The following is a 17,151-nucleotide window of genomic DNA, read 5'->3' on the forward strand; positions in this document are numbered from 1 at the left end:
CGAAGGTCAAGGGCTGATCAAGGACCGCCGTTTCTGACAGGATGACGGTCGAGTCCAGAAGCTTGAACACAGTAGTGAGGAGACCGCGGTGTCGACGGGCCGTTCAGCCACGCCGATGGGGCCCGCCGAGCTGGTGCAGGCGGCGGCGATGGCCCGCCGTTTCTATCTCGAGGGCAAGTCGAAGATCCAGATCGCCGAGGAGTTCGGCGTGAGCCGCTTCAAGGTCGCACGGGTGCTGGAGACGGCGCTCGAGCGCGATCTCGTGCGGATCGAGATCCGGGTCCCGGCCGAGCTGGACGCGGAGCGCTCCGACGCGCTGCGCGCCCGCTACGGCCTGCGGCACGCGGTCGTGGTGGAGTCCCCGGCCGACGCCGCGGACGACGCCCCCGACCCCGAGAACCTCGGTGAGGTGGCGGCGGACCTGCTCGGTGAGCTGGTGCACGAGGGCGACGTCCTCGGCCTGGCCTGGGGCCGCTCCACCATCCACATGGCCGCGGCCCTGCACCGGCTGCCGCCGTGCACGGTCGTCCAGCTCACCGGCGTCTACGACGCGGGCACCGCCGAGCGCGGCTCGGTGGAGGCGGTGCGCCGGGCGGCCCAGGTCTCCGGCGGCGAGGCGCACCCGATCTACGCCCCGATGCTGCTGCCCGACTCCGCCACCGCCGCCGCCCTGCGCGGCCAGACGGGCATCGCGCGGGCCTTCGACTACTTCGACAAGGTCACCGTCGCCGCCGTCTCCATCGGCTCCTGGGCCCCGGGCATCTCGACGGTCTACGACATGCTCACCGACGAGGAGCGCGCGCAGTACGCCTCGCTCGGCGCCGCCGCCGAGATGTCGGCCCACCTCTTCGACGCCGACGGCCGCCGTATCGGCCGTGACCTGGGCGAGCGCTGCATCACCGTCGAGGCGGACCGGCTGCGGCGCATACCGGAGGTCGTCGCCATCGCCGGCGGGTCCCGCAAGGCGGCCGCGATCGGCGCGGTGCTGCGCTCCGGACTGGTCACCAGCCTGGTCACGGACACCGCCGCGGCCGACTACCTGCTCCTGGAGACGGGCCCCGGGCCGCGTCCGGCCCTGGACCGGGCGGACCCGGACGGCGCGTAGCCGGCGGGTCCCGCGGGCCGCGCCGCCGGATTTAGGACGATCCGACCAGGGCGTCCCGCCCGGTCTGGAGGTTCGGCCCGGGCCGCGCACACCGGTCGTCATGGGAGAATGAAGTACGTGCTTTTCCCTCGGCATGCCTTGTCGGGGGTCACCTCCGAACGACTGGGATGTTCAGCACGTGCGTTTCCTCAATGACCAGAAGCCGCCGTACGACCTGACGTACGACGATGTGTTCATGGTGCCGAGCCGCTCCGCGGTCGGCTCCCGCCAGGGTGTGGACCTCTCCGCCCCCGACGGGACCGGCACCACCATTCCGCTCGTGGTCGCGAACATGACCGCGATCGCCGGCCGCCGGATGGCGGAGACGGTCGCCCGCCGCGGTGGCCTCGTCGTCATCCCTCAGGACATTCCGATCGAGGTCGTCACCGAGGTCATCTCCTGGGTCAAGAGCCGTCACCACGTGCTCGACACCCCCATCGTGCTCGCCCCCACGCAGACCGTCGCCGACGCGCTCTCGCTGCTGCCCAAGCGGGCGCACGGCGCCGGCGTCGTGGTCGACGAGGAGCAGCGCCCGGTCGGCATCGTCACCGAGCACGACCTGACCGGTGTGGACCGCTTCACCCAGCTGTCCGAGGTCATGTCCAAGGAGCTGCTGCTCCTCGACGCCGACATCGACCCGCGCGAGGCGTTCAACCAGCTGGACGCCGCCCACCGCAAGCTCGCCCCGGCGGTCGGCAAGGACGGCCGCCTGGCCGGCATCCTGACCCGCAAGGGCGCCCTGCGCGCCACGCTCTACACCCCCGCCACGGACGCGGACGGCAAGCTGCGCATCGCCGCCGCCGTCGGCATCAACGGCGACGTGGCCGGCAAGGCCAAGGCCCTGCTGGCGGCCGGTGCCGACACGATCGTCGTGGACACCGCGCACGGCCACCAGGAGTCGATGATCTCCGCGATCAAGGCCGTGCGGGCCCTCGACCCGCAGGTCCCGATCGTCGCGGGCAACATCGTCGCCGCCGAGGGCGTGCGTGACCTCATCGAGGCCGGCGCGGACATCATCAAGGTCGGTGTGGGCCCCGGCGCCATGTGCACCACCCGCATGATGACCGGCGTGGGCCGCCCGCAGTTCTCCGCCGTCCTGGAGTGCGCCGCCGAGGCGAAGAAGTTCGGCAAGCACGTCTGGGCCGACGGTGGCGTCCGGCACCCCCGTGACGTCGCCATGGCGCTCGCCGCCGGCGCGTCCAACGTCATGGTCGGCTCCTGGTTCGCCGGGACGTACGAGTCCCCGGGCGACCTCCAGCAGACCGCCGACGGGCGGCTGTACAAGGAGAGCTTCGGCATGGCCTCGGCCCGCGCCGTGCGCAACCGCACCAGCGAGGAGTCGGCCTACGACCGGGCCCGCAAGAGTCTGTTCGAGGAGGGCATCTCCACCTCGCGGATGTTCCTCGACCCGTCCCGTCCGGGCGTCGAGGACCTGATCGACTCGATCATCGCGGGTGTCCGTTCCTCCTGCACCTATGCCGGCGCCGGCTCCCTGGAGGAGTTCGCCGAGCGTGCCGTGGTCGGCGTCCAGAGCGCCGCCGGTTACGCCGAGGGCAAGCCGCTGCACGCCAGCTGGCAGTAGTCCGCACAGCCCGAAAGGGGCGTGGTCCGATCCGGACCGCGCCCCTTTTCGCGTTCTCCGGAGGGGGTGCGGAAGACGTGATGTGGACCACGGTAATCCGCCCAGATGTACCGATTCATGATGTGAGATGCAACGATTGGCTGTGAATGCCCCCCATGCGCAATGATCGAACGGCCATGCGCAAGAATGGTGCATTACGAGCGCGGGCCCTCAGCTCATAAGGTCTGCGCAGTACGTGGAGTGGCGGATACCGCTTGCTCGGCGGTTCCCCCTCTGCCTCGGGTCGGCTCCCCCTGCCCACAGCACCCCCTGAGGGCGTTCCGTCGCCGGTCATCCCCCTCGACAGGCATCGACGAATGGAGCCACCTCAGTGTTGGACAACGGCACAGCGCCCCCCGCCACGGACGACGAGAAGCCGTCGTCCCCGCGGCCGGCCGCCGGCTTCGTGACCGGTGTCATGCGGCGCAAGCCCGTCGAGCGCCTGGTCGCCGAGGGCGGCCAGGGCGAGGGCGGCACGCTGCGGCGCTCGCTCGGCATGTGGCAGCTCACGATGATCAGCATCGGGGCGACCCTCGGCACCGGCATCTTCGTGGTGCTCGGCGAGGCCGTGCCGAAGGCCGGTCCGGCCGTCGTCATCTCCTTCGTCATCGCCGGCCTCACGGCGCTGTTCTCGGCCCTGTCCTACGCGGAGCTGGCCGGCACCATCCCGGTCTCCGGCTCCTCGTACTCCTACGCCTACGCGACCCTCGGCGAGATCGTCGCCTGGGTCTGCGGCTGGTGCCTGATCCTGGAGTACGGCGTCTCGGTCGCGGCCGTCGCGGTCGGCTGGGGCGAGTACCTCAACGAACTGCTCGACGGCACCATCGGGGTCACCATCCCGGCCGCGCTGGCCAACCCGCCGGGCACCGACGGCGGCATCTTCAACCTGCCGGCGCTGCTCGTCGTCCTGCTCTGCATGGCCTTCCTGCTGGGCGGGGCCAAGGAGAGCGCCCGCGCCAACACGATCATGGTCGGCGTGAAGATCGCGGCCCTGCTGCTCTTCTGCGCCGTCGCCTTCCTGGGCATCCGGGCCGGTAACTACGCCCCGTTCATGCCGCTCGGCCTCGGCGGCGTCAGCGCCGCGGGCGCCAGCCTCTTCTTCTCCTACATCGGCTTCGACGCCGCCTCCACGGCCGGCGAGGAGGCCAAGGACCCGAAGAAGGACCTGCCCAAGGCGATCATGCTGTCGCTGCTCATCGTGACGGCGCTCTACGTGCTGGTCGCGGCGGTCGCCGTCGGCGCCATGCCGTGGGGCGACTTCGAGGGCTCCGAGGCCGCCCTCGCCGGGATCATGAAGGACGTCACCGGCCAGAGCTTCTGGGCCGTGCTGCTCGCCGCCGGTGCCGTCATCGCCATCGCCAGCGTCGTCCTGACCGTCCTCTACGGCCAGACCCGCATCCTCTTCGCCATGTCCCGCGACGGGCTCGTCCCCAAGACCTTCTCCAAGGTCCACGCGAAGACCGGCGTGCCGCGCGCCAACACCGTGATCGTCTCGGTCTTCTGCGGCGTCCTCGCCGCGGCCGTGCCGCTGGGCGAGCTGGCGAACGCCACCAGCATCGGCACGCTCTTCGCGTTCGCCCTGGTCAACGTGGCCGTCATCGTGCTCTTCTTCACCCGCCCCGAGATGCACCGCAGCTTCAAGGTGCCGCTCTCCGGCCTGCGGGTCCGCGGTGTCCCGCTCGCCCCGATCTTCCCGGCCATCGGTTTCGGGCTGTGCGTGTACATGATGCTCAGCCTGCCCGGCACGACCTGGCAGTACTTCGGCGGCTGGATGCTCGTCGGTCTTGTGATCTACTTCATGTACGGGAAGAGCCGCTCGCGGCTGTCCCGGGAAGACCAGCAGGTATCTCTAGAGAAGTGATCCACCCGCAGTGCGACTGAACGATCTGGACGAACGCATCGTCCACGCCCTCGCCGAGGACGCCCGCCGCTCCTACGCCGACATCGGCACCGAGGTCGGTCTGTCCGCGCCCGCCGTCAAGCGGCGCGTGGACAGGCTGCGGGCCGAGGGCGCCATCACCGGGTTCACCGTCCGCGTGGACCCGGCGGCGCTCGGCTGGGAGACCGAGGGGTACATCGAGATCTACTGCCGCCGGAACACCTCGCCCGAGGCGATCCACCGCGGCCTGTCGCGCTACCCGGAGGTGGCGTCCGCCTCGACCGTCACCGGTGAGGCGGACGCCATCGTCCAGGTCTTCGCCTCCGACATGCGCCACTTCGAGCGCGTGCTGGAGCGCATCGCGGGGGAGCCCTTCGTCGAGCGGACCAAGTCCGTGCTGGTACTCTCCCCGCTGCTGCGCCGCTTCAGCTCCGGCGCCCCCTCCTGAGTCACGGCGGCCGCCGGTCGCACCGGTGCCGCCTTCCGACGCCGACGCACGCGGGAGACGACCGCGCCATGAGCACCCGATGAGCACCCGATGAGCAGGGGCCCCGCCGAGGGCTCCGGCGGCCCGGCGGGCCCCCTCGGCGGCCCCGGTGGCGCCGCCCGCCTCGACCTGAACCTGCTCGTCGCGCTCGACGCCCTGCTCGCCGAGGAGAGCGTCACCGCCGCCGCGGACCGGCTGGGGCTCTCCGGCCCGGCCATGAGCCGCACCCTCGGCCGCATCCGGCAGGCCTTGGGCGACCCCGTGCTCGTACGCGCCGGACGTCACATGGTGCCCACGCCGCGCGCCCTCGCCCTGCGTCCCCGGGTCCGGCAGGTCCTCGACGACGCCCGCGGCCTCTTCACCGCCGAGGCGGAGGCCGACCCGGCCACCCTGGCCCGCACCTTCACCCTCAGCGGGCACGACATCAACATCCTGGCCTTCGGCGCGGCACTGCTGCGCCGCGCCCGTGACGAGGCCCCAGGTGTCACGCTGCGTTTCCTCGCCGAGGGGCCCGGCGGCCCGGCGCCGCTGCGCGACGGGGCGATCGATCTGGAGGTCGGGGTCATCGACCGGCAGGAGCCGGAGATCCGCGTCGGGACGCTGCTCCAGGACCGCATGGTCGGCGTGGCCCGGGCCGGTCACCCGCTGCTCACCGGTACCGTCACCCCGCGCCGCTACGCCGCCGCGGGCCACCTCGTGGACTCCCGGCGCGGCAGGCTGTCCGGCCCGGTCGACGAGGCGCTCGCCGCGTACGGGCTGCGTCGCCGGGTCGTCGGCACCGTGCCCACCTTCGCCGCCGCGCTCCATGTGCTCGCGGGGACCGATGCCGTCGGGCTCGCCCCCGAGCGGTTCGGCGCCCCGGCCGTCGCGGCGCTCGGCCTGCGGACCTTCGAGGTCCCGGTGGAGCTCCCTCCGCTCGCCATCGCCATGGCCTGGCACCCCCGCCACGACGCCGACAGCGGCCACCGCTGGCTGCGCGGCCTGGTCCGGGACGCGGTGGGCGCGCACGGCACCCCGGGGACCCCCGCGGGCCCCACGCAATGAATCGCACGTAAAAGACCAAAAGGCGCAACGAATCGTCCACCCACGCGCAACAGTGGTGCCTTGTCGGGCCCCGAGCGCGGACCGTACCGTCAAGGCGTCTTAACGAACGCGCTCGTTTCACGAGCACGGCAGGTGGAAAGAGGCCGCATGACGCCGCTGCGTACCGCGCTGTACCAAGGCCCCGCCGGCGTTCCCGCCTCCACCTCCGACAGCCTCGCCTCGCTCGCCGCCGCCGCCCGCCGGGCCGCCGCCGCCGGGGCCCGGCTGCTGCTCACCAATGAGCTGTACCTCACGGGCTACGCCCTCGGCCCCGCGGTCCGTGACCTCGCCGAGCCCGCCGACGGGCCGGGCGCCCGCGCGGTGGCCCGCATCGCCGCCGAGCACGGCCTGGCCATCGGCTACGGCTACCCCGAGCGCGACGGCGACGGCACGCTCTTCAACTCCCTCCAGCTCATCGGGCCGGACGGGACGAGCCTCGCGAACTACCGCAAGACGCATCTCTTCGGTGAGTACGAGACCACGTACTTCACACCGGGCTCCGAGCCGGTCGTCCAGGCCGAGCTCGACGGCGTCCGCCTCGGCCTGCTGATCTGCTACGACATCGAGTTCCCCGAGCCCGTCCGCGCGCACGCCCTGGCCGGCACCGAGCTGCTGCTCGCCCCGACCGCGCTGATGCGCCCGTACGAGATCGTCCCGCAGACGATCGTCCCGGCCCGGGCGTGGGAGAGCCAGCTCTACCTCGCCTACGCCAACCGCTGCGGCGCCGAAGGGGACTTCTCCTTCGCCGGGCTCAGCTGCCTCGCCGCCCCCGACGGGACCGTACGGGCCCGGGCCGGTGCAGGTGAGGACCTGATCGTCGCCGACGTCGACCCGGCGCTGCTGAAGGCCTCCCGGGCGGAGAACACCTACCTGGACGACCGCCGCCCCGAGCTCTACGGCTCACTCACCTGACACACCCCCCGTCCCGTCCCGCACGAACCCGCTCGATCCCGCTTGATCCGTCTGACACCCCCCGCCGAGGCGACGCAGCGCAGCGAAGCCCCGTGATGCCCGCTTTCAGAGCCGCCCCCCATTCCGCAGGAGAGTTCAGCCGATGACGTCCATGGTGCCCACCGCCGCCCACGACGAGCAGTCGGAGCCGGCCCTGCCGCCGATCACGATGTTCGGCCCGGACTTCCCCTTCCCGTACGACGACTTCCTCGCGCACCCCGCCGGCCTCGGCCAGATACCCGCGACCGAGCACGGCACCGAGGTCGCGGTCATCGGCGGCGGCCTGTCGGGCATCATCGCCGCGTACGAGCTGATGAAGATGGGCCTCAAGCCCGTCGTCTACGAGGCGGACCAGATCGGCGGCCGGCTGCGCACCGTCGGCTTCGAGGGCTGCGACCCCTCGCTCACCGCCGAGATGGGCGCCATGCGCTTCCCGCCCAGCTCCACCGCCCTCCAGTACTACATCGACCTGGTGGGCCTGGAGACCAAGCCCTTCCCCAACCCGCTGGCCCCGGACACCCCGTCGACCGTCGTCGACCTCAAGGGCGAGTCGCACTACGCCAAGTCCCTCGACGACCTGCCCGCGGTCTACCGCGAGGTCGCGGACGCGTGGAACGCCTGTCTGGAGGAGGGCGCCGACTTCTCGGACATGAACCGCGCCCTGCGCGAGCGCGACGTGCCGCGCATCCGGGAGATCTGGGCGAAGCTCGTCGAGAAGCTCGACAACCAGACCTTCTACGGCTACCTGTGCGAGTCGGAGGCCTTCAAGTCCTTCCGGCACCGGGAGATCTTCGGCCAGGTCGGCTTCGGCACCGGCGGCTGGGACACCGACTTCCCCAACTCCATCCTGGAGATCCTGCGCGTCGTCTACACCGAGGCCGACGACCACCACCGCGGCATCGTCGGCGGCAGCCAGCAGCTCCCTCTGCGGCTGTGGGACCGCGAGCCGGGCAAGCTCGTCCACTGGGCACCGGGCACCTCCCTCTCCTCGCTGCACGACGGCGAGCCCCGCCCCGCCGTCACCCGGCTGCACCGCACGGCGGGCAACCACATCACCGTCACCGACGCGAGCGGCGACATCCGCACCTACCGGGCGGCGATCTTCACCGCGCAGTCCTGGATGCTCCTCTCGAAGATCGCGTGCGACGACTCGCTCTTCCCCATCGACCACTGGACGGCGATGGAGCGCACCCACTACATGGAGTCCTCCAAGCTGTTCGTGCCGGTGGACCGGCCGTTCTGGCTGGACAAGGACGAGGAGACCGGCCGTGACGTCATGTCGATGACGCTCACCGACCGGATGACCCGGGGCACCTACCTCCTGGACGACGGCCCCGACAAGCCGGCCGTCATCTGCCTCTCCTACACCTGGTGCGACGACAGCCTCAAGTGGCTGCCGCTGTCGGCGAACGAGCGCATGGAGGTCATGCTCAAGTCGCTCGGCGAGATCTACCCCAAGGTCGACATCCGGCGCCACATCATCGGCAACCCGGTCACGGTCTCCTGGGAGAACGAGCCCTACTTCATGGGCGCCTTCAAGGCCAACCTCCCGGGCCACTACCGCTACCAGCGGCGTCTGTTCACCCACTTCATGCAGGACCGGCTGCCGGAGGACAAGCGCGGCCTGTTCCTCGCGGGCGACGACATCTCCTGGACGGCCGGCTGGGCCGAGGGTGCCGTGCAGACCGCGCTCAACGCCGTGTGGGGCGTGATGCACCAGTTCGGCGGCGAGACCGACGCCACCAACCCGGGCCCGGGCGACGTCTACGACGAGATCGCGCCGGTGGAGCTCCCGGAGGACTGAGCCGCGCGCGAAGTCCGCTGTGCGGGCCCCGCCTTCCCCGCCCGGGAAGGCGGGGCCCTCATCCCAGCGGGGTGAGCAGGCACCGGCCGACCAGTCCGACGCCGGAATCCAGCCGGTCGGTGAGCTCCTCCGCCACATCGGGCAGCGTCCGCACCGCCCACAGCGCGCGGAACGACGCCCACGCCGCGCCGCGGGCCGCGTCCAGGCTCCAGGCGCCCACCAGATGCGTCAGCGGGTCGGCGACGTCCAGGACGTCCGGCCCCGGCATCAGCTCCTCGCGGATCCGCCCCTCCATGGCGGCCAGCAGCTCGCCGATCCGGTCGAAGTCGCCCTCCAGCGCCGTCGGTTCCTTCCCCAGCGCCCGGCAGGTGTCGGCCAGCGCCAGCGCGAGGTCGTGCCCGATGTGGGCGTTGATCCCGGCCAGCGCGAACTGGAGCGGCCGCACGGCGGGATGGCCCCGCAGCTGGAACAGCGGCCGCCAGCAGGCGGGCGCCCGGCCGCCCGTCGCGACGCTGTCCACGGCCGCCAGATAGCGCCCGGCGAACCGCACGTCCAGCTCGGCCGCCGCCGGGCCGTCGGTGAATCCGCCGGACCGCACCCGCCGCCCGATCTCCTCCGTGACCGCGAGATACACGCGGTTGAACACGGCCACACCGTCCCTCGGCGGCAGCGCCGCCTCCAGCCCCCGCATCCGCGCCAGCACCTCGGCGATACCGGTGGGTGCGACGGGCTTCCCCCATGTCATCGTCATGCACACAGAGTGACATGCGTGTACGGAGCGTAGGGGCTCCGCTCGGTCAGACCGCCCGAACGGGTGAACGGGCACGGCGTGCCGGTGAAGGCGCGGAGATCGGTGAACCGGTATCCGCGCGCCCGGACGCCGTCGATGACCAGCGGCAGCGCCGCCGGGTCCAGGGGCGTCCGCTCGTCGAAGCTGCCGACGTGCATCTGGACGACGGCCCCCGGAACCAGCGCGTCCAGGGCCCGCCGGACGGCCTCACGGACCGTCATGCCGCCCTCGGCGCCGAGGTATCCGTTGGTGTCCGCCGTGAACTCGATGTCCGCGAAGCCCAGCGCGTTCACCGCCGCGATCCCGCGCGGCGTGGTGTCGCTGTAGGGGAAGCGGAAGAACGGCAGCGGCTCCGCGCGGCCCGCCGCCCGGATCGCCCGGTCCGCCCGCAGCACCTCGGCGGCGATCTCCTTCCGGCTCAGCTCCCCGAACCTCGGGTGGCTGTACGAGTGGTTGCCGAGCCCGAAACCGGCCGCCGCCATCGCCCGCACCGCCCTCGGGTGCCGCTCGGCGAACTGCCCGGTCGGGAAGAACGTCGCCGGGACGCCCTCGGCGCGCAGCACCCGGAGAACCTTCGCCAGCCCGGCCTCGTCCCACCCCGCGTTGAACGTCATGGCCACCACCCGCTCGTCCGTGGGCAGGCGGCGCACCTCCGTCCCGAAGAGCCGCCCGGCCGCCGGGCCGGGGTGCGTGGAGGCCACCGCCGGCGGGGCCTGCCCCACGAGGAGCAGGGCCGTGGCGAGGGCGGCGGTCAGGAGCCGGGGGAGCGTGCGGGGAGGTCTCATACCCGGCCAACGCGCGCCGCCCCGGGCCGACACGGCCGAAGCCGGCGGCCCGGGGCGGAAGGCCCTGCGGGTTCACGCGAAGGGAGCCGGGAGGAGGCGGGCCGTCAGGCCCGGCCCCGCGCGGCCGCGTCGCCCCCGCCGTCGTTCCCGTCGCCGTTCGCGCCGTCCCCCTCGCGGGCGGGCACGGGGTCGTAGCTGCTCGTGCCCTCGTCCAGCAGGGGCTCCTGCGTCTTGAGGTGGGCCGGGGCCAGGGCGCGCAGGACGTGGTAGCCGGAGAGGACCACGATCGTGCCGAGCGCGATGCCGCTGAGCTCGAAGTTGCCGCTGACCTTCAGGCTGACGCCGCCGATGCCGATGATGACGCCCGCCGCGACCGGCACCAGGTTCAGCGGATTGCGCAGGTCGACCTTGTTGTGGACCCAGATCTGGGCGCCCAGCAGGCCGATCATGCCGTAGAGGATCACGGTGATCCCGCCCAGCACACCGCCCGGGATCGCGGCGACCACGGCGCCGAACTTGGGGCACACGCCGAAGAGGAGGGCGAAGAGGGCCGCGGCCCAGTAGGCGGCCGTGGAGTAGACCCGGGTGGCGGCCATCACGCCGATGTTCTCGGAGTACGTGGTGTTGGCCGGTCCGCCGACCGCGGTCGAGAGCATCGTCGCCGCGCCGTCCGCGGAGATCGCGGTGCCCAGCTGGTCGTCCAGCCGGTCGCCCGTCATCTCCCCGACGGCCTTCACATGGCCGGCGTTCTCCGCGATCAGCGCGATGACCACGGGCAGCGCCACCAGGATCGCCGACCAGCCGAAGCTCGGCGCGTGCAGCGAGGGGAGCCCGATCCAGTCGGCCTTGGAGACCCCCGAGAGGTCCAGGCGCCAGTGGTCGACGGCCTCGGTGCCGCCGTTCACCGAGTGGATCTTCCCGAAGACCCGGTCCAGGCACCAGGAGAGCGCGTAGCCGAAGACCAGGCCGAGGAAGATCGCCACGCGCGACCAGAAGCCGCGCAGGCAGACCACGGCGAGACCGGTGAAGAGCATCGTCAGCAGCGCCGTCCACTGGTCCTGCGGCCAGTACGTGCGCGCCGTGACCGGTGCCAGGTTGAAGCCGATCAGCATCACCACGGCGCCGGTGACCACCGGCGGCATCGCCGCGTGGATGATCCGGGCGCCGAACTTCCGCACCACCAGACCGGCCGCGAACAGCGCCGCGCCCACCACGAAGATCGCGCCGGTGACGGCCGCGCTGCCGCCGCCCTGGGCCCGGATGATCGCTGCCACGCCGACGAAGGAGAGGCTGCACCCGAGGTAGCTGGGCACCCTGCCGCGCGTCGCGAGCAGGAAGATCATGGTGGCGACGCCCGACATCATGATCGCGAGGTTGGGGTCCAGGCCCATGAGGACCGGGGCGACGAAAGACGCGCCGAACATCGCGACCACGTGCTGGGCGCCGAGGCCCGCCGTCCGTGGCCAGGAGAGCCGTTCGTCCGGTCTGACGACGGCCCCGGGGGCGGGGGTGCGCCCGTCACCGTGCAGGGTCCAGCGCACGCCGAGGCCCATGACTGCTCCTGATGTTCGTGGTGGGGGATTCGCCTCATGCTAAGCCGCGGCGGGTGGTGCTCCTCGCCGTCCGGGCGGGACGGCGGCGCTCGGCGCGTTGCTGCAATCGGGGCAATTGATGGTCCGTACGACTGTATGACCCGGTCCTCGGGATGTTCCGGACCGCTCGCACGGTATGCGTCCGTTGTCCGACTTCCTGCAACCAGGAGACTAGATATGCGCAAGCTCGTCGGCCGTACCGCGGCCGCCGCCGTTCTCGCCGCCGCCGCCATCGTCCCGCTGTCGGGAGTGGCCCAGGCCACCCCCGTGACCCCGGCGGTCCAGGCGTGGGGCCACGACCACGACGGTGACCGTGACCGCGACCACCACCACGGCCACGACCACGGCCGTCACCACGACCGTGACGGTGACTGCGACGGCCGCGGCGGCTGGGGCGGCCACCGCCACCACGACGGCCGGGGCTGGGGCGGCCACCACGACGACTGTGACGACCACGGCTGGGGCGGCGGCCACCACCGCGGCGGCTGGGGCTGGGACGACGACGGCTGCGGCCGTCACCACCACGGCGGCGGCTGGGGCTGGGGCAACCACGGCTTCGGCGGCCTCGGCGGTCTGTTCGGCATCCTGTAACCGACACTCCCAGGCCGGATGATCCGGGCCGTACGGCGGACCCCCCAGTGGGGCCGCCGTACGGCCCGTTCCGCGCGTGGCGCCCGTGCCTACGCGTCCGGTGCCCGCGACGGTGCCGGCTTCCCGGCGGTGACCGCACCCGTACGCGCCGGGGTCCGCAGCACCCCGGCCCCCGCCACCAGCCCCGCCGTCAGCGCCGTGACCAGCCCGAACGACATCGCCAGCGAGCCGGCGCCGGCGATCTGGCCGATCACGGCGGGGGCGATCAGCCACGAGGTGTAGGTGATCGTCGCGACGCCCGCGATGGACTGGCTCGGCGCCGGACCGCGGCGCCCGGCCGCCGCGAAGGCCAGCGGCACGACGACGGCGACGCCCAGCCCGATCAGGGCGAAACCCCCGATGGCCTGGACCGGTCCGGTCGCGAGGACCACCAGCAGCCCGCCGGCCGTCGCCAGGGCGCCGCCCGCCCGTACCGTCCGCACCGGACCGAGCCGCTCGGTCACCGGATCGCCCGCGAACCGGGCCGCGGCCATGGTGCAGGAGAACGCCGTGGTGCAGGCCGCCGCGAGCCCGGGTCCGGTGCCGACGACGTCGCGGAGGTAGACCGCCGACCAGTCCAGGCTCGCCCCCTCGGCGAACACCGCGCAGAAGGCCACCGCCCCGATGGCCAGCGCGGAGCGCGGCGGCAGCGCGAACCGCGGCGGCGGGTGCTCCCCGGCCGCCGCCGGCGGGTCCAGGACGTGCCGGCAGGCGAGGACACCGAGGACGGCGAGCACGAGGGCCGCGAGCCCGAGATGGATCCGGGCGTCGAGGCCGGTGTGCGCGGCGACGGTGCCCGCGGCCGACCCGGCGAGCGCGCCGGCACTCCACATCCCGTGCAGCCCCGACATGATCGAGCGGCCCAGCCGCTCCTCCGTCTCCACGCCGAGCGCGTTCATCGCCACGTCCGCCGTTCCCGACGTGGCCCCGTACACGGCCAGCGCGGCGCAGAGCACGGCCAGGCCGGGGGAGAGCGCGGGGAGCGCGACGGCGGCGCACCACAGGACGAGCAGCCCGCGCAGCGCGGCCCGCGCGCCGAAGCGGTGCCCGATCCGGCCGGCCAGGGGCATCGCGCAGCAGGCGCCGACCGCGGGGCAGGCTAGGGCGAGGCCGAGCTCGCCGGCGCCGAGGTCCAAGTGGCCCTGGATCCAGGGGATACGGGTGGCGAAGCTCCCGCTCACCGCGCCGTGCACGGCGAAGACGGCGGCCACGGCACGTCTCGCCCGGCGCAGCCGGAGGTCCGGGGGAGCCGTGCGGTCCGTTCGCCTCGCTCTGGTGGCCATGGACGCGCATCCTTCCGGACGGGGTCCGCGCGGGTCGAGCCCGCCACGGACCCCGCGGGGTCGCCGCGTCACCCGGTCATGGATGACGCGGCCCGTGAAACGGCCCGCTCAGCAGGCGCCGAGGTCCTGCCACACCCCCCATTCGCCGGTGGTGCCGGGCTCGTCGCCCTGGGTCCACCACCTGGCCTTCCAGGAGTGCGCCTTCCAGGAGACGGTGGCGCCGCCGTTGTAGACGCCCGCCTTGTCCCAGGACGGGGCGGTGCAGGCGCCGCCGGTCGGGGTCGGGGTGGGGGTGCCCGTCGGCGTCCCGGTCGGGGTGGGCGTGGCGCCGCCCGGCTCGACCACGGTCGTGCCGCGCGCCAGGTCACCGGCGAGGGCGTACGTCTTCCCGCCGAAGGTGACGGTCCAGTTGGACGGCGTCGACGTCGGCAGGTAGTAGACGAAGTCGAGGTCCGCCGAGGCGCCGGGCGCGAGCGGCTGGGAGGCCGGCAGTTTCACGGAGACCCGGTTGTAGTCGCCCTTGAGGCCGCCGATGTTGTTGCCCGCCGTGTGGTCGCTGCGGACGACCTTCAGTCCCCAGCCCGACTGGTCCTTGGCGTTGCCCGGTGCGGAATTCGCGTAGTCGAACTGGAATTCCGCGCCGCCGGGGATGGTGCTCTTCGTCCGGTTGGTGAAGTGGATCTTCGGGTTGATGGGGTAGTTGCTGTCGCCCAGCGGGAAGCTGTTGAGGCTCACGTCGATGTCGACGGCCTGGGCGGGGAGTTCGGTGGTGGCCCGCCGGGCGCCGTAGGCGGGGGCCGCCTTGAACGCGTCGTACATCGTGGAGGTGAGGGTGGTGCCCGGCTCGTACTGGCCCTTGGCGGCGTTGTAGCCGTAGTCGCCCGCGAGCTCCCAGACCATCGTGCCGCCGAGCCCCTTGTCGACGACGTACTGGGCCTTGGCCTTCACCGACTGCTCGTCCTCGGTGGAGAGGAACACCTTCTTCTCCGCGTTCCAGAGCCAGGGGGCCACCAGGGTGGCGTCGTACTTGCGGGCGTAGGTGCCGGTCAGCTTGGTGCCGGCCGGGAAGCCGTACTTCGTGGCGTAGTCCCCGACGACGCCCTTCTCCAGGTTCTTCGCGTGCCACATGGGGTTCGACCCGGCCGGGGACTCCTTGCCCGCGTCGTCCTTGTCGTGCCAGAGGTTGTCGATGCCGACGGCGCCGTCACCGCAGGTGGTCAGGCCCGACCCGGCCGGGCAGGTGGTGGTCTTCGCGGTGCCCCACAGGCCGTCGGTGCCGCCGGTGACGTTCTTCCAGCCGCGCGAGTAATAGGGCAGGCCGAGGTTGATCCGCCCGGGCGGCATGGCCCCGCGGAAGTAGTGGTACGACCAGTCGCCGTTGAGATAGCCGAGGCCGCCGTACTGCGCGGTGGTGTAGACGCCCCATTTGGCGAGCTCGGCGTCCTTGCCGTCGTCGTACAGCGCGGCATTGGGCCCGACGAATTCGTTCCAGGCGCCGTGCAGGTCGTACGACATCACATTGACGTAGTCCAGGTATTTCGTCGTCTGGTACGTCTCCATGCCGCGCAGCAGATAGCCGGAGGAGGGGGCGGCGACGGAGAGGAGGTAGTGCTTCCCGTCCGCCGCGCCCGCGCGGTCCAGTCTCTCGCGCAGGGTCTTCATCAGCGCCGCGTACCCCTTGTTGAGGCCGCCGCGGCGGGCGTTGGCGAGCGCCCAGTCCTTGGGGTTGCCGGCGTCCTTCATCGAGGTCGGGTACTCGTAGTCGATGTCGAGGCCGTTGAACCCGTATTTCCTGACGAACGCGACGGCGGAGTCCGCGAAGGTGTCGATGCCGGCCTGGTTCACCGAGCCGTCGGCGTTGGTCGCGGTCTTGTAGAAGCCGCCGGAGTCGACGCGCTTGCCGTTCTCGTCGATGTAGCCGCCGGTCTCGGCCCAGCCGCCCACCGAGACGAGGGTCTTCACCTGAGGGTGCTGCTTCTTGAACTTGTTCAGCAGATTGAAGTGGCCCTTGTAGGGCAGGTCCGGGTCCATCTCGGCGCCCGCGACGCCCGGCCAGGTCATGCCGGTCGCGGGGTTGTTCGCGCCGTCCGCGCCGACGGAGATCCGGTCGTCCGGCCCGACGTGCGCGAAGGCGTAGTTGAGGTGGGTGACCTTGTCCCAGGGGATGTCGGGGGCGAGGTAGGCGGGGGTGCCGTCCTTGCCGGTGCGCCAGCCCGTGAAGTAGCCGATGACGCGGCGCTGGTGGTCGGCGCCCATCTTCTCGCGGCCGGTGGCGTCGTAGACGGAACAGTAGGGGACGTCGACGCCCGGTGTGGTGTAGAGGCCGTCGGGGCGACAGGCGGTCTGGTCCTCGGCGTGCGAGGCGGTCGCGGAGAGCGTGCCGACGAGCAGCCCGGCCAGGGCGGTGCCGACGGCGGCGAGGGTGAGGCCGCGGCGCGGCCCGCGGGCGGGCCTCGCGGGCGGGTGGTCGAGGGGTCTGTTTCCGGCCAACACGATCGGGTTCCTCCAGGTGGGGGGTCGGTCGAGCGATGCGGGGGGTGCGTGCGTCGTGCCATGGCCCGGGTTCGCGCGTACCGCGGGCCGTACTCCTCGGAGGTGTGGCAGAGGTTAAGAGGACTAGACCAGTGCGTCAATAGGTATGGACCAAAGTTCGAGTCGCGGTTTTCGGACAGGGCGCCTCCGGTCGTACCGCGCGGCCCGCACGCCCCCGCCCCCCGCGCGGCACCGGCTCGGCGGACCCTCCGATTCCGCCGGGCGGCTCCTCCCGGACCCCGGGTTCCGGCCGCCGTACTCCGTCACATCACCGTGGACACCGCGCCGCCCCTCGGCGTACGCTCGGAGGCGCCTTACCGGTAACGTCCCGGCAGTTTCAAGGAACGTGCAGGTCAGGCGCCATGTAGCATGAACTGAGATCCATTTACGCAGCGCACTCCGGGGTCGGTGAAAGTCCGAACCGGCGGTTACAGTCCGCGACCCGTCCGCAGCCAGCGGCCGGTTGACCAGGTGAAATTCCTGGACCGACGGTTAAAGTCCGGATGGGAGGCAGTGCGCGGCGGGTATGCGACGGCACACCGTTCCACAGGTGGCGGCCGCCCCGTGAGG

At 72.2% G+C, this 17,151-nt stretch carries 13 protein-coding genes and 1 riboswitch; of the genes, 8 read left to right on the forward strand and 5 right to left on the reverse strand.

What is annotated here, in order from left to right; translation table 11 throughout:
• Positions 1-115 precede the first annotated feature (115 nt).
• The 7 genes from SMD11_RS27430 to SMD11_RS27460 all read left to right on the forward strand — a co-directional run bounded on the left by SMD11_RS27430 (position 116) and on the right by SMD11_RS27460 (position 8,969).
• Positions 116-1,105, forward strand: coding sequence for a sugar-binding transcriptional regulator (locus tag SMD11_RS27430; protein ID WP_184743126.1), 990 nt, complete (start codon positions 116-118; stop codon positions 1,103-1,105).
• Positions 1,106-1,238: 133 nt separating this feature from the next.
• Positions 1,239-2,726 (forward strand): GuaB1 family IMP dehydrogenase-related protein, encoded by a 1,488-nt coding sequence (locus SMD11_RS27435; RefSeq protein WP_087928996.1) that lies wholly within the window; start codon positions 1,239-1,241, stop codon positions 2,724-2,726.
• Between the two features lie 370 nt (positions 2,727-3,096).
• Positions 3,097-4,626: an amino acid permease gene (locus tag SMD11_RS27440; RefSeq protein ID WP_199843963.1), complete on the forward strand. Its 1,530-nt coding sequence runs from the start codon at positions 3,097-3,099 to the stop codon at positions 4,624-4,626.
• A 10-nt stretch (positions 4,627-4,636) separates the two neighbouring features.
• The gene (locus SMD11_RS27445) at positions 4,637-5,092 is read left to right on the forward strand and encodes an Lrp/AsnC family transcriptional regulator (RefSeq protein ID WP_087928997.1); all 456 of its coding nucleotides are present in this window, start codon (positions 4,637-4,639) and stop codon (positions 5,090-5,092) included.
• A 90-nt stretch (positions 5,093-5,182) separates the two neighbouring features.
• A complete protein-coding gene (locus SMD11_RS27450; protein ID WP_087928998.1) occupies positions 5,183-6,175 on the forward strand; it encodes a LysR family transcriptional regulator in 993 nt (330 codons plus the stop codon).
• 147 nt (positions 6,176-6,322) lie between these two features.
• Positions 6,323-7,126: a carbon-nitrogen hydrolase family protein gene (locus SMD11_RS27455; protein WP_087928999.1), complete on the forward strand. Its 804-nt coding sequence runs from the start codon at positions 6,323-6,325 to the stop codon at positions 7,124-7,126.
• 142 nt (positions 7,127-7,268) lie between these two features.
• Positions 7,269-8,969 (forward strand): flavin monoamine oxidase family protein, encoded by a 1,701-nt coding sequence (locus SMD11_RS27460; RefSeq protein WP_087929000.1) that lies wholly within the window; start codon positions 7,269-7,271, stop codon positions 8,967-8,969.
• Positions 8,970-9,027: 58 nt separating this feature from the next.
• On the opposite strand, the gene SMD11_RS27465 is transcribed toward SMD11_RS27460, so the two are convergent.
• From SMD11_RS27465 to SMD11_RS27475, 3 genes are all read right to left on the reverse strand, one after another.
• Complete coding sequence (locus SMD11_RS27465) at positions 9,028-9,720, reverse strand: DUF5995 family protein (RefSeq protein WP_087929001.1); 693 nt, start codon at positions 9,718-9,720, stop codon at positions 9,028-9,030.
• Positions 9,717-10,544, reverse strand: a complete 828-nt coding sequence (locus tag SMD11_RS27470; protein WP_087929002.1) for a polysaccharide deacetylase family protein — start codon at positions 10,542-10,544, stop codon at positions 9,717-9,719. Before SMD11_RS27470 ends, SMD11_RS27465 begins: the two co-directional genes overlap by 4 nt.
• Before the next feature lie 104 nt (positions 10,545-10,648).
• Positions 10,649-12,097 carry a uracil-xanthine permease family protein gene (locus SMD11_RS27475; protein WP_087929003.1) on the reverse strand — a complete coding sequence of 483 codons (1,449 nt, stop codon included), beginning with the start codon at positions 12,095-12,097 and terminating at the stop codon, positions 10,649-10,651.
• Between the two features lie 216 nt (positions 12,098-12,313).
• Here SMD11_RS27475 and SMD11_RS27480 point away from each other — a divergent pair, with 216 nt between their 5' ends.
• Positions 12,314-12,727 (forward strand): hypothetical protein, encoded by a 414-nt coding sequence (locus tag SMD11_RS27480; RefSeq protein WP_087929004.1) that lies wholly within the window; start codon positions 12,314-12,316, stop codon positions 12,725-12,727.
• Between the two features lie 89 nt (positions 12,728-12,816).
• On the opposite strand, the gene SMD11_RS27485 is transcribed toward SMD11_RS27480, so the two are convergent.
• A complete protein-coding gene (locus tag SMD11_RS27485; RefSeq protein WP_087929005.1) occupies positions 12,817-14,049 on the reverse strand; it encodes an MFS transporter in 1,233 nt (410 codons plus the stop codon).
• Positions 14,050-14,157: 108 nt separating this feature from the next.
• A complete protein-coding gene (locus SMD11_RS27490; RefSeq protein WP_234366474.1) occupies positions 14,158-16,449 on the reverse strand; it encodes a chitinase C-terminal domain-containing protein in 2,292 nt (763 codons plus the stop codon).
• 522 nt (positions 16,450-16,971) lie between these two features.
• Positions 16,972-17,102: riboswitch (FMN riboswitch) on the forward strand.
• Positions 17,103-17,151 lie beyond the last annotated feature (49 nt).

Origin of the sequence: Streptomyces albireticuli (assembly GCF_002192455.1) — a bacterium.
Taxonomy (GTDB): Bacteria; Actinomycetota; Actinomycetes; order Streptomycetales; family Streptomycetaceae; genus Streptomyces; species Streptomyces albireticuli_B.